Raw genomic sequence first — 12927 nt, 5'->3', positions numbered from 1 at the left:
GTACTCTATGGAGCTGAACAATCAGATAGCTAAAGAGCTTGGCGTCAAAGCACAGCAAGTTAAAGCAGCAATCGAGTTATTGGATGGCGGTTCAACCGTCCCGTTTATTGCACGTTATAGAAAGGAAGCTACCGGTGCGCTAGATGATGCACAATTAAGACAGTTAGCGGCTCGTTTAGATTATCTTCGTGCGCTAGCGGCTCGTAAACTAACGATCACCGATAAGCTCCAGCAAGATGGCGTATTAACACCAGCGCTCCACCAGCAGATTAATCAGATAAATAGTAAGACTGAGCTTGAAGAGCTCTATCAACCATTCAAAAGTAAACGCAAAACTAAAGCTCAAATCGCTATTGATGCTGGCTTAGATGAACTACTCGATCAAATCATTCAAAAGCCAGATCAACAACCTTACACTTTAGCTAAAACCTTTATCTGTTCTGATAAAGGTTTCAGTTCCAAAGATGAGTGCTTAGAGGGTGCTCAATCCATCTTAACGGATCGTCTGGTAACAGATCTGAAGTTACAGGCCGAACTAAAACTACGTGTGTGGAATGAAGCCAAACTAAAGGTATCTGTTAGCAAAGGCAAAGAAAGCGAAGGTTCGAAATTCCGTGATTACTTTGCCCATAGTGAAGCGATTAAATCCATCCCTTCACATCGCATGTTAGCGATATTACGTGGTATCAATGAAGGCATACTGAAATCCGCTTTAGATATGGATGAAAACCGCTTTAAGACTTTCCTATCCAAGATGACAGGTCTTCCTCACTACGGACCTTCAGGGAAATGGCTCACTCAAGCGGTGCATACAGCCTGGCAAAGTCGTATCAAATCTAAACTCACTAAAGATCTGATAGCAAAACAAAAAGACTCCGCAGAAGCCGAGGCAATTAAAGTATTTAGCCGGAATCTTCACGACCTTCTGCTCGCAGCGCCTGCAGGTGCTAAAACCACCTTAGGGCTCGATCCGGGTCTTAGAACTGGGGTTAAAGTTGCTGTTATTGATCCAACGGGCCGTTTGTTAGAGCACACGACGATCTACCCTCACCCACCAAAAAATCAGTGGGACCAAGCAATCGATAAGCTTTTTAAGCTCTGTAAGAGGCACAATGTCGAGCTGATTAGTATTGGCAACGGTACTGGCTCACGAGAAACCGATAAACTCGTTGCGGAGATGCTCAAGCAACACGACTCGATTAATGCTCAAAAGCTTATTGTGAGTGAAGCTGGTGCTTCAGTTTACTCGGCATCTGAACTTGCTACTAAGGAGTTCCCTGACCTAGACGTATCGATTCGAGGTGCGGTGTCGATAGCGCGTCGCTTGCAAGATCCTCTAGCTGAGCTAGTAAAAATTGAACCCAAAGCGATTGGTGTTGGTCAATATCAACACGATGTAAACCAATCCGAGCTTAATCATGCACTGGAAGCTGTGATTGAAGATTGTGTGAATGCAGTTGGCGTAGATCTAAATAGTGCTTCACCTGCAATTTTAAGCCGCATTTCTGGATTGAACACAACACTAGCTAACAACATCGTTGCTTATCGTGATGATAATGGCGCTTTCACGAGCCGAACTCAGCTTAAAAAAGTTGCTAGGCTTGGCCCCAAAGCCTATGAGCAAGCCGCTGCCTTTTTACGTATACAGAATGGCAAACAGGTTTTAGATAACTCCTGTGTTCACCCTGAAGCTTACAGCGCCGCTCAACGCATAGCTCAAGAGAACCAACGTAGTTTAGGTTCAATTATCGGGGATAGTGACTTCTTACAATCACTTAACCCGCAAGATTACTCCGATTCTACCTTTGGCCTTTATACCATCAAGGACATCATCAAAGAGCTCGAAAAACCGGCCAGAGATCCGCGTCCTGATTTCAAAACAGCTACATTACAAGACGGTATTGAAAGCGTTAGTGATCTTATTGAAGGCATGGTACTGGAAGGTACAGTTACAAACGTGACTAATTTTGGTGCTTTTGTCGATGTTGGCGTTCACCAAGATGGTTTGGTGCATATTTCGCAACTGGCTAACCGTTTTGTACAAGACCCGCATGATGTCGTTAAACCAGGTCAAATTGTCAGCGTTAAAGTACTTGAAGTCGATATCAAGCGGCAGCGAATATCCCTCTCAATGCGTACTGAATAATAGAATAATTCTCATTTTAGTATTAATGAGAATTATTCATTTCTCTGCATTTATTTAATTAAAATTCATTCATTAAAAAACTATCTTTATTGTTCAAAATCAATAACTAAGAGGAGACATAAGCTATAACTAATACTAGACTGTGACCACATAGCTTGATTGAAGTAGATTCCATGGTTACAAAAACAACTAATTTACTATGGATGCAGGCTGGTGCATGTAGTGGGGATACAATGTCGCTCCTTTGCGCTGATAAACCTTCATGGCCTGAATTCGTGCAGCAATATCAATTGGATGTCCTTTGGCAGCCTTCTCTTTCAACTCGTCCTATGCGCGAGTTAATTTCAGATATAGATCTAATCTTAACCGACCAAAAGCCTCTAAATATTTTATGCATTGAAGGTAGTCTCGCACTCGGCCCTAACGGAAGCGGTATGTTTGATACCTTTGATGATCGCCCCAAAGCTTTTGTCATTAAGGAATTAGCAGAAAAAGCGGATTATGTTGTGGCTGTGGGAACCTGCGCCGCATACGGTGGAGTTCCAGCAGCTCCTCCTAACCCAACAGAGTGCACGGGTATGCAATCAAGCCAAGGTAGTTCTGGCGGCTTATTACCTGATTCATTCAGAAGTAAAAGTGGTCTGCCCGTCATCAATATTTCTGGCTGCCCTACTCATCCGAACACAATCATTCAAACCCTCATTGCCATCATCAAAGATTACCCACTTCCTCTTAATAATTTTAACCAGCCCGAGGCCTTTTACAGCACGATGGTCCATCAAGGTTGTACGCGGAATGAATACCATGAATACGATATTGAAGAGGAACAATTCGGAGAAGCGGGTTGCTTATTTTATAACTTAGGCTGCCAAGGCCCTTATACCACCGCAACTTGCAATACAGAACTATGGAATAACCGCAGCAGTAAAACACGTGAAGGCGTGCCTTGTTTAGGTTGTGTTTCACCAGACTTTCCTAGGGATGCGCCTTTATTCAAAACTGAAAAGGTAGGTGATATACCAGTAGCACTACCATTAGGCGTCAGCCGACCACGGTATATGGCATATAAAGGCCTCGCAAATGATGCGGCTCCAATCAGAATCATTGAACGTAAAATGAAACCTTAAGTAGTACGGTTATGAGCAGAAGAGTAAAAGTACAGCTAAACCGAGTAGAAGGTGACCTTGAGCTAGAACTTGAAGTGGATCAAGGGGTCGTCACTAATGCTTGGTGTATCGGCACAATGTATCGGGGTTTCGAGCAGATACTCATTGGCCGAGCAGCCATGGATTCACTGGCGATCACCCCAAGAATTTGCGGCATTTGTAGTACTGCGCATCTATATGCGAGTGTACTTGCATTAGAATCCATGTCTCATATCACGCCACCGCCTAATGCCATCAGAGTAAGGAATATCTGTTTGTTAGCTGAAGAGATTCAGTCTGATTGCAGGCAAACATTTCTGATGTTTACCCCTGATCTTTGCCATCCTAACTACTCCAAACTCAAGCTTTACGATGAGATAAAAAAACAGTTTGAGGATATGACTGGGAGCATTTATCAAGATGCTGTCCGATTTAGTCGCAATATAATTGAAATCGTCGCTATATTTGGTGGGCAGTGGCCTCACTCTTCTTATATGGTCCCTGGAGGAGTCACTTCTCTCCCTGATACCAATAAAGTCATTAGTGCATTAAGTGTGGTCGACAACTATATCAATTGGTTAGAAACGAAAGTCCTTGGTGTATCCATAGAGCTTTGGAATCAGATTGACAGCTTAGAAAAACTTAATGAACTCACCGAAACAGGCAAAGGCGCTGCGAGTCTTTTCTATCAATTCGGTAAAAATATCGCGTTAAATCAAATTGGCGGGGGCTGTAAATTATTGATGAGTTATGGCTCCCTTATCGATCCAGATAATCCAGAAGATACATTACGCAATCGTGGTATCTACGATGCTACAACCCAAAGTTTCGAGCCTTTAGATCAAGAACAGATTACTGAGGATATCAGTTACAGCTGGTACCATGATGACCAAGCTGCACCACGTCATCCTCACGACGGTCTAACTCAACCAAAATACGATCCTGACAGCAAGCGTTACAGCTGGGCTAAAGCCCCTCGCTATAAAGACCAAGTCGTGCAAACAGGACCATTAGCGCAACTGATTCTAGATCAAGATGCTCTTCTTCTTGATATGTTAAAGAAGCAAGGTGGCAATACTCTTCTAAGACAATTTGCGCGCATACAACGCCAAGTAAGATCTATAGCCCTATTGAAAGAACAGCTGAACGGGCTTCTACAAAATATCACTGAACCCACAATGACCCACCAACCTCTTCTTAATGGAGAAGGTATTGGTATGATTGAGGCCGCTCGAGGAAGTCTCGGTCATTGGGTAAAAGTAGAAAACGGCACCATCAGCGGCTACCAAGTAATCACACCCACCGCTTGGAACGCATCACCTAGAGATCAAAATCAACAACCTGGTCACATCGAAAGCAGCCTAATTGGTATAGATATTCAAGATATAGATGATCCTTTATCTGTCGGTCACGTGGTCCGCTCTCATGATCCTTGTTTAGTATGTACCGTACACCTACTAGGCAGTAACAAGAAACACCGTTATGGAGTGATTTGATGACGGTGATTTTATGCTTTGGAAATGAATGGCATGGGGATGATGGCTTTGGTTATGCAGTCTATAACACTCTCAACCAAACCGATTTGCCGTCAAAAGTAGATCTTTACTATTGCGCTACTAATAGTCTGACAGCTACTCGTTTGATCAAAGACACATCGCGATTAATATTGGTCGACGCCTACCAATCCGACAGCAACAATGCGGGTACACTACAGTGGTTATCTAAAGATGAGTTCCAGACAAGCTATGCCAGAAACCTTCACGATGGAGGCTTAGAAGAGCTTATTAAGCATTGCGACATTTTGTTTGACTCACAAGAACTTGTGATTGAGATTTTGACGGTAACAATCCACCAAGTCTCAAGCTTTTCTGAGAAACTTTCTCCTATTATTGAGGAATGTGTCCCTGAAGCCTGCAATCAGATCTTAAACCGTGTGAGTCAGGAGCCGCACTATGTTTGCTCCTGAGAAACAAATGACCCGTTTAGTTATTGAGCGAGAAGTGAATATTCAAGGTCATATCCGCTGGGTTGCTCACCCTGAACACAAAAAAAATCGACTATTAATAATCGAGCATCAAAAAAAACTATACGCCCTACCGCTCTATTGCCAGCACGCACATGTTTCGCTTCTTGAAGCCAAAATGGATGACAATGGAAAGGTTATTTGCCCTAAACACGGTTTAACCACTGACCTAAAAACTAATCCAGAAGCTTTTACTGTCGAACGACAAGGTGATTTCTTTGTTACAAATACCCTTCCTCTAATTGAAACCAAAACAGTAGAAACATGTGAGGAAGATTTAGATCATCAAACTGAATTAGAGGCATTAAAAACAGTCAATTCAGCATTGCAGAAAAAAGTACTATCGAACCTAGAGTCAATGGACTCAATGCTAAGTGAAGTCGAGCATAAAAAGGTAGAGTTAGAAGCAAACAATCAACATCTACTTTCGGTCAATCAGCTGATTGATAGCATTACTAATACAATGGAGGAGTTCTTAGTCGTCACCGATAATCAGGGACGAATCACCCGGGTAAATCGTTATGCAGAATCCATTTTAAATGTAAAAGCCAAAGAACTAATTGGAAGCTCGCCCGACAACTTCCTTCGTGACGAAACCCTTACTGAAATCATTGAAAAGTTTCCTGCAAAAAACTGGGACCAGAGACCATATTTATATCGCGCAGTTTATAGCAACGATGGTTTTGAACAAGAGATACGCTTTCGTGACCCAACAGGCCGCCATAAAGATGTTAGCCAGAAATATTTTCTGCTAAAAGGCACTTTAATTTACGGGTCAGCGGGTAAAGAGGAAGGGCTCATCCTTTCTGCTACAGACATATCCGTAGTAAAAGCTAAAGAGAAACAGAAACGCCAAGCAGATATTGAGAAACACCTACAGTTGCTTCAAAGCACCTTATCCACCATCAGTCAGGGTGTGGCTATGTTTAGCGGCATAGGCGATCTACAAACCTTTAATGAGTCATTTACAACCAACATTAATGTAGATTCCGACATACTAGCGCAAATACCGGGCTATGAAGTTCTATTTAGCAACAACCAAGAGATCTTAGACCCGCAACAGATACCGCCTTGCCAGAAATTGATCTCAGATAAATACCAATGGGTTCAGACATTTAAAGATGGAAGAATAATTGAATGTGAATCTGCTCCTACGCCGACTGGAGGCTTTGTAGTTACGACTCGTGACATAACTCAGAGCAGGAAAAACGAAGAACACATTCGCCTCCTCTCAACAACCGTCGAACAAAGTTCTAGTGAAGTCGTTATTACAGATACTGAAGGCACTATTGTTTATGTAAACCCTATGTTTACAGAAAATACAGGCTATAGCGCAGAAGAAGCAATCGGTCAAAAAAGCAGCATTGTTCAATCTGGCGAAATGCCAGATGAATTTTACAAAGAGCTTTGGTCAACTATCAAAGCCTCAAATAGATGGAAAGGCGAAATACTCAATAGAAAAAAATCAGGTGAAAAATTTTGGCAGTCAATGTCTGTAACGCCAATCTTTGATAATAACGGTGTGATTAGTCATTATTTATCATTAAAGGCCGACATCACTAAACAGAAAAGAGCTGAGAAACGCTTAAGATATCAAGCTGAACATGACCTCCTAACTAATCTACCCAACAGGTCTCTATTGCTACATCAACTTGAGAGCTCCATCGTTGATGCGAGAGATAATCATAAAGCGTCTGCAGTTCTCTTTATGGATCTAGATAATTTTAAAGACGTGAATGATACATTGGGTCATTTGAGTGGCGATATCCTTCTGAAGCTTGTCGCTAGACGATTGCAGCAATGCTCAAAACCAACTGATTTGGTAGCAAGGCTTGGTGGTGACGAATTCGCTATTGTACAGAATGACATTGCTTGCCTCGATGACCCCAAAATTCTAGCCGAAGAGATAATCTCTTCAATCACCCGCCCATTTAAAGTTGATGATCATCTATTACATATTGGTATTAGTATTGGAATCACTGTCTTACCTACTGACGGTTTAAACACGGGTATTCTGTTACAAAATGCAGATATGGCAATGTATGAGGCCAAAGGGGTATCGGGGAGCCATTACCATTTCTTCGATTTAGACCTGCAAAAAAGCATTCAATATAAACGTACCATCGAAACGCATCTTCATCATGCAATTGAATACGATGAACTTAGTCTTTTATTTCAACCCAAAATTGATATTCAAACAGGCTTAGTTGTCGGTGCAGAAGCTTTATTACGATGGCAAAGTAAAGAGCTTGGGAACATATCTCCAGCTGAGTTTATACCGATTGCTGAAAGAAGCGGTCTGATCATCAAATTAGGAAGCTGGGTATTAGATAACACGCTAAAACATATCGCTGCATGGTCTCAAAGCAATATAACTGTACCTAAAATTGCCGTTAACCTCTCAACGATTCAGCTACTCGATGCCAATTTAATACTGGATATAGAAACTGCACTCAACACTCATCAAGTCCCCGCTCACAAGCTAGAACTTGAGATTACAGAAACAGCAGCCATGTCCGATCCTGAACTGTCACAAGTTCAATTAGAAGCTATAAAGAACACAGGAGTTAGTATCGCACTAGATGACTTCGGTACAGGTTATTCTTCACTGTCTTACCTTGCCTCATTACCTGTTGATCGAATCAAAATTGATAGAAGCTTTGTTAATGACATCCAATTTTCTAGCCAGTCCAAAGCCATCATTGAATCGATCATACATCTGGGCAATATTATGGGTAAAATAGTGATTGCTGAAGGTGTAGAAGAAAAGGAACAACTCTCTTTACTGCAAGGCCTAGGCTGTCATGAAGTACAGGGGTATTATATTTCTAAACCGATTACAGCAGATCAATTTATTCATTTTTTGAATAACAAGAAATAGGGCTACGCATATATGTTTATTGCTATGAACCGCTTTAAAATCATTCCGGGTAAAGAAAATGATTTTATTGAAATTTGGAAAAACCGAGATACATATCTAGATGAAGTGCCAGGCTTTAAAAGCTTTGATTTGTTACAAGGCCCTAGCTCTGAAGAATCCACTATTTTCATCTCTCACAGCATCTGGGAATCGGAAGAAGCTTTCAAACAATGGACGAAATCTGAAGCGTTTAGAAAAGCACATGCCAACGCAAAACCTGCACAAGGTATCTATTTAGGGCCACCTCAATTTGAGGGTTTCACCAAAGCCTTTTAAGAAATAAAAAAGCGGCTGAATAAGCCGCTTTTTTTAATCTATCAATGTATCTATAAGATCGATCATGAACTCAGTTTGCTCTTCCGTCATGACCTCCCAACCTTCTAGATCCATACTTTGCAGTACACCTAGCCCTTTGGGGTCATTTCGCATACTGATCAGAAACTCTTGGAATTGTGGAATCAAAGGTTCTAACTCCGGGGAAACCAATAAGGCATGATGAACGTCACTGATTTCACTCGCCACCAATACCTTCATCTGTTTACGAATCAGTTCGGATAGATCGTCGTAGGCATCCTTTAAAAAGAATCCAGCATCAGCCTCATTATTAATCAGGCGCTTAGCAACAATCACATAAGTATCAACCGTACTCAGTTCGGTATTAGAGCCATCTAAATCTGCAGGCTCCAACATAATCATACCAATCCGGTTTACATCAGGATCACTGGTAGCAACCAGGCGGCTATTTGGCTTTAGATCTTCTACACAATTATATTGGGCATCTATATTGCTTGCGATGATCGTTTCATCAGATTTGGAAATGGGGCGTACAACCGCTTTAAATCCCAATTCTCGAACAAGCATTGAAGCGTCAAATGGATTTGCGTAAACAAGATCATACTTACCATCTTGAATATCTTTTCTTTGCGCTTCAAAACTATCGTAAAGCTCTAAATGAACCGGTCGGTCTAATTGGCGTTGTAACCAAGTGTTAAAAATAAACCAACCGGAGATATGATCCGGAGAAAAGTCCGGACTCACTGTTAAATTAAGCTTCAAGGAATCACCCTACTTCATGGTTAAATACAAGGCTTCGCTTTCTGCTATTTTTCGAAGGGAAGGCTTTCGCCTTACAGAAGTATAACCAACGACAGAACCATTACGGACATTTGGAATGACAGTCGCTTTAACCCAATAGTAACTGCCATCTTTACGTAAATTCTTTACGTAACCATGCCATTTTTTTCCGGTCTTTAGCGTGTCCCACAAATCTGCAAACGCTGCTGCAGGCATATCTGGGTGTCTCAAAATGTTGTGATTTTGCCCAATTAATTCTTCCTGAGAATATCCAGACATTTCGACAAATGCCTGATTAGCATGGGTTATAACTCCTTTCGTATCCGTACGAGAGACTATGAGCTTACCTTCTGGGTAAGGCTCTTCTTTATCGAGTATTTGAGCGGTGCGAGTTTCACCGCCAAAATATTTGATGACAATTTCTTGAACGCTTTCAGTCTGCGGTTCTGGCATCAACTAACCTAAAAAATTTATAGAATTTTCCCGATGGCTTCTGCTGCACGTTTAACATCAAGAAAAATCAAACCTAAACGGGCGTTTGGTTTTGCCACTACAGTTAATACTGACTCATGATTCGCATGAGTCATCAATATATAACCCGAATCGCCCTTAACAAGAACCTGCTCTAGATCCCCACGTGCTAATTCATTTGCTGTTCGCTCACCAAGTGAAAGCATTGCAGCACTCATGGCCCCAACTCGATCTTCATCCAAACCAGCTGGGAGAAGAGCTGCGATCATCAGACCATCAGTTGAGATAACAGCGGAAGCTTCAATCTCTGCTGAAGTCCCATTTAAGTCACTCAAGATTGAGGTCAACATTTCTGAGCGCATAAAATTACTCCTTTAATGTAAGGCATTAAAATACAGTTATCTGAAAATGGATCATTGATGGATATCAATAATCAAGATAACGCCTTGCTAAAACGCTTAATAAATCTACATAATTTCCTTGGTTTAAACGTGGCATCTGATCAATAACCAGCACAAAACGTTGATGACCAAGGTGAATCACCCAAAAACCCACTTGACTTAAACCAACTGGATCTAACATTCCCCAAGACTCACCCATAAATGCAAGATCTCGGTTAAGTAGTAAACTGTGACGCTCGTGTAAAGAACTTAAATCTGCAGCCAACGCGCAAAGCGCCTCAGCATGATCTGCTTCATAACCTGTTGATCCAAGACAAAATCCATGGTTATCAGCCAAAGCAACCTTACCTGTGCTTGATAACCCAGACAGCAACTCGGGTAATATTTGCTCAATAGAATCGCTGATCATTCTGGATGGCCTTTTACTCAATTGAATAAAATTCTTATCCATAAGTTTATCGAACAGATCTTTAGCTTCGCCTTCATCAAGATCCGTCAATTCCATAACCAATTCATGGCTGAATGGTAAAGAGACATCAGAACTAAGAAGCTGAAGCAATAAGGCCCTTGCATCATCCGGCTCAGAGCCTACAGTCGCGTAGAAAGCCCCTGCCGGACAGATCTGAATAAATTGATTTTGGATAGTAGCATTTGTCACAAAATAACTCCGATACCTTTCCTAATCCACCGCATCATTCCTGAAACCATCCAAGTGAATATGCACCGCACATAAACGTAAATACAACACGTTGCGGTATATCCAATATTCTTACAATATCCAGTGCGGTCATCTGATGACCACTCCATACATCACTAATTTCGTAACAATCAGGGACGGCCTGAAATGTTTCAAAATCAGGCTGCACTGTTAATTGCATTAACTTCTCTGGGTTCATTCCATTTAATAGTCGCCCTCTAGATGTCCAAAGGGCAACTTTCCAAATAAGTGACTCTATATTCTCTGCTATGTGTTTTGTTTTATCTTCTAGGTTGAAATCACCTTTTGGTTCAATCTCCAACTCCCCATACCCAAATCGGGTTAAGGCGAGTTGATTTAAAAAATCATCACTAAAGGTTGAGTAAAATAAATGTTGATCAGGGAAAATAAACATCTGACCCGGCAACCCAGTAATCTCAACAGGCTGATCGAGTTTAACAGCTAGGTCAACTGCTTCTGTCATTTTAACCAGTAAAGAACCTTCAGGGTTAAAGAAGATACTACGACGCTCATCTGGGCGTGATAAATCAATATCTGCTGCATTACCGCAGCATTGTAAAATCTGCTCTTTAGATAAGGTAGGAGCAGGCTTAACGCTGTTATCTTTAAGCGTTTTTTCTACTTTTTCTGCACGTTTTGCTAACTGTTCTTTTTTCTTCTGATTATCGAGAAGTTTCTGTTTAAGCTTTTTAGCTTTTTGAGCAGCAAGCTTTTTCTTTTGCTCTTCTTTTAAACGCTTCTCTTCTTCTAGTTTTTTCTTCTTCAGAAGGAGTAATTTTTTAGCCTTTTTCTTAGCTAAGATAGCTTTATGCTTGGCTTTTTCAGCTTCAAGCTCTCGTTTCAATTGCTCTTCTTGTTCGCGAACATCAGCTTCAACCTGCTGTACTAAACGATCTGATGCACTAACAACTAGCTTGCCTTTAATTAGCTTTTGCTTAAGCGCTTCGCCTTGTCTTTTACGTGCATAATCTCGACTTCGATAAAAATCGAGATCATCCGGATTAATCTCTTTTTTTACAGGCTGAGCAATATCCATTTCGGTTTCAGGAAAAGTTACTTCGAAACCTCTGACAATGGATAAAAGATCTTGGGCAGTGTGTGGTTTTTTGAGAAGTGTAAAACCGTCCCAAGCAATATCTCTAATACTAATAACTACACGACATTCGGCCGCATATTTATCAATCAGAGATTTACTGAGTAGATTATCTTCTTCACCCTGATCGCCATTAACAACAAGAATCTGTGCGGCACTAACGGTTACGAGCTCACAGTCAACTTCTGAAGAGAAGCAATATTCAAGCATTGCCTGATTGGGTCCAGTAAAACCAATCAACGCAATTTTACGAACATTTTTTAGTTGACCACGTTTCTTCAAGCTCATTAGCTTCTACTACCTACCCTATCTCATCCATGCAGGCTAGCTGGCTGGAATCTTCCATTAATGAGAACAGAATGCTCAGTAGAAAGCTCAGACAGCGCTGATAGATCGTCTTCTTCGATAGCTCGCTGAATAACATTACGAACTTTTGGCTTCATAACCTTTCGAGCCTGCTCAAAGAGACGTTGACGTAATTTTGGCCCTTTCTTACCTAGCACAAGCAAAAAATCGGCAAAAGCACCTTCAAGCGCATCACTGTCGTAACAAGCTATCGAAAGATAGATACGCTTTGTATGTAGGCGTAGCTCATCCGGCTCTGCTGCAACCATTCGTGTAAAATGGTACAGAATTCTACGACCCTGATGCCCACGATAAATAAGATACCTAGGATGTTGCGCATCGAAAGCTGCTTGAATGCGTCCTGTATTAGGACTATCAAAATCGGCATTCAATTCCCAGTCAGCTAACGCATCCCAAATTAAAGAACTCACAAAATGCTCCTGCTTTTATTATTGATACACCCAGTGAATAAGTCTTTTCAAAAAATGAACTTGTTCAGGATGGTCCTTTAGTTATTGGTAATATTCCAAACAGGTGTTTGTTTTATATCTCGACCGACGCAAGAATACAAATTTATCAACAAATTAATGC

The 12927-nt window shown here is 41.3% G+C and carries 12 protein-coding genes; 6 read left to right on the top strand and 6 right to left on the bottom strand.

What is annotated here, in order from left to right; translation table 11 throughout:
* The first annotated feature begins 7 nt into the window (after window positions 1-7).
* From ACMXYU_RS07805 to ACMXYU_RS07780, 6 genes are all read left to right on the top strand, one after another.
* Window positions 8-2146 (top strand): Tex family protein, encoded by a 2139-nt coding sequence (locus tag ACMXYU_RS07805; protein WP_415901011.1) that lies wholly within the window; start codon window positions 8-10, stop codon window positions 2144-2146.
* 233 nt (window positions 2147-2379) lie between these two features.
* Window positions 2380-3273 (top strand): NADH:ubiquinone oxidoreductase, encoded by an 894-nt coding sequence (locus ACMXYU_RS07800; protein ID WP_415901010.1) that lies wholly within the window; start codon window positions 2380-2382, stop codon window positions 3271-3273.
* A gap of 11 nt (window positions 3274-3284) precedes the next feature.
* Window positions 3285-4787, top strand: coding sequence for a nickel-dependent hydrogenase large subunit (locus ACMXYU_RS07795; protein WP_415901009.1), 1503 nt, complete (start codon window positions 3285-3287; stop codon window positions 4785-4787).
* Window positions 4787-5257 (top strand): hydrogenase maturation protease, encoded by a 471-nt coding sequence (locus ACMXYU_RS07790; RefSeq protein ID WP_415901008.1) that lies wholly within the window; start codon window positions 4787-4789, stop codon window positions 5255-5257. Before ACMXYU_RS07795 ends, ACMXYU_RS07790 begins: the two co-directional genes overlap by 1 nt.
* Window positions 5244-8195 (top strand): EAL domain-containing protein, encoded by a 2952-nt coding sequence (locus tag ACMXYU_RS07785; protein ID WP_415901007.1) that lies wholly within the window; start codon window positions 5244-5246, stop codon window positions 8193-8195. The genes ACMXYU_RS07790 and ACMXYU_RS07785 overlap by 14 nt, the downstream gene beginning before the upstream one ends.
* A 12-nt stretch (window positions 8196-8207) precedes the next feature.
* The gene (locus ACMXYU_RS07780) at window positions 8208-8510 is read left to right on the top strand and encodes an antibiotic biosynthesis monooxygenase family protein (protein WP_415901006.1); all 303 of its coding nucleotides are present in this window, start codon (window positions 8208-8210) and stop codon (window positions 8508-8510) included.
* Between the two features lie 33 nt (window positions 8511-8543).
* Here ACMXYU_RS07780 and ACMXYU_RS07775 read toward each other — a convergent pair whose 3' ends face one another.
* The 6 genes from ACMXYU_RS07775 to ACMXYU_RS07750 all read right to left on the bottom strand — a co-directional run bounded on the left by ACMXYU_RS07775 (window position 8544) and on the right by ACMXYU_RS07750 (window position 12767).
* A complete protein-coding gene (locus ACMXYU_RS07775; RefSeq protein WP_415901005.1) occupies window positions 8544-9290 on the bottom strand; it encodes a phosphate/phosphite/phosphonate ABC transporter substrate-binding protein in 747 nt (248 codons plus the stop codon).
* A 9-nt stretch (window positions 9291-9299) separates the two neighbouring features.
* Window positions 9300-9761 (bottom strand): PAS domain-containing protein, encoded by a 462-nt coding sequence (locus tag ACMXYU_RS07770; RefSeq protein WP_415901004.1) that lies wholly within the window; start codon window positions 9759-9761, stop codon window positions 9300-9302.
* A gap of 17 nt (window positions 9762-9778) precedes the next feature.
* A complete protein-coding gene (locus tag ACMXYU_RS07765; protein WP_415884832.1) occupies window positions 9779-10141 on the bottom strand; it encodes a roadblock/LC7 domain-containing protein in 363 nt (120 codons plus the stop codon).
* Between the two features lie 64 nt (window positions 10142-10205).
* Window positions 10206-10838 (bottom strand): hypothetical protein, encoded by a 633-nt coding sequence (locus tag ACMXYU_RS07760; RefSeq protein ID WP_415901003.1) that lies wholly within the window; start codon window positions 10836-10838, stop codon window positions 10206-10208.
* 34 nt (window positions 10839-10872) lie between these two features.
* On the bottom strand, window positions 10873-12279 hold the full coding sequence (locus tag ACMXYU_RS07755; protein ID WP_415901002.1) for a hypothetical protein: 1407 nt from the start codon (window positions 12277-12279) through the stop codon (window positions 10873-10875).
* A 23-nt stretch (window positions 12280-12302) separates the two neighbouring features.
* A complete protein-coding gene (locus ACMXYU_RS07750; RefSeq protein ID WP_415891345.1) occupies window positions 12303-12767 on the bottom strand; it encodes a hypothetical protein in 465 nt (154 codons plus the stop codon).
* Between the last annotated feature and the right edge of the window lie 160 nt (window positions 12768-12927).

The sequence above is a fragment of the Neptuniibacter sp. QD48_11 genome (assembly GCF_047778095.1).
Classification (GTDB): Bacteria; Pseudomonadota; Gammaproteobacteria; order Pseudomonadales; family Balneatricaceae; genus Neptuniibacter.
The sequence above is the reverse complement of the archived record's forward strand: the minus strand, read 5'-3'. Positions and strand labels throughout refer to the sequence as shown.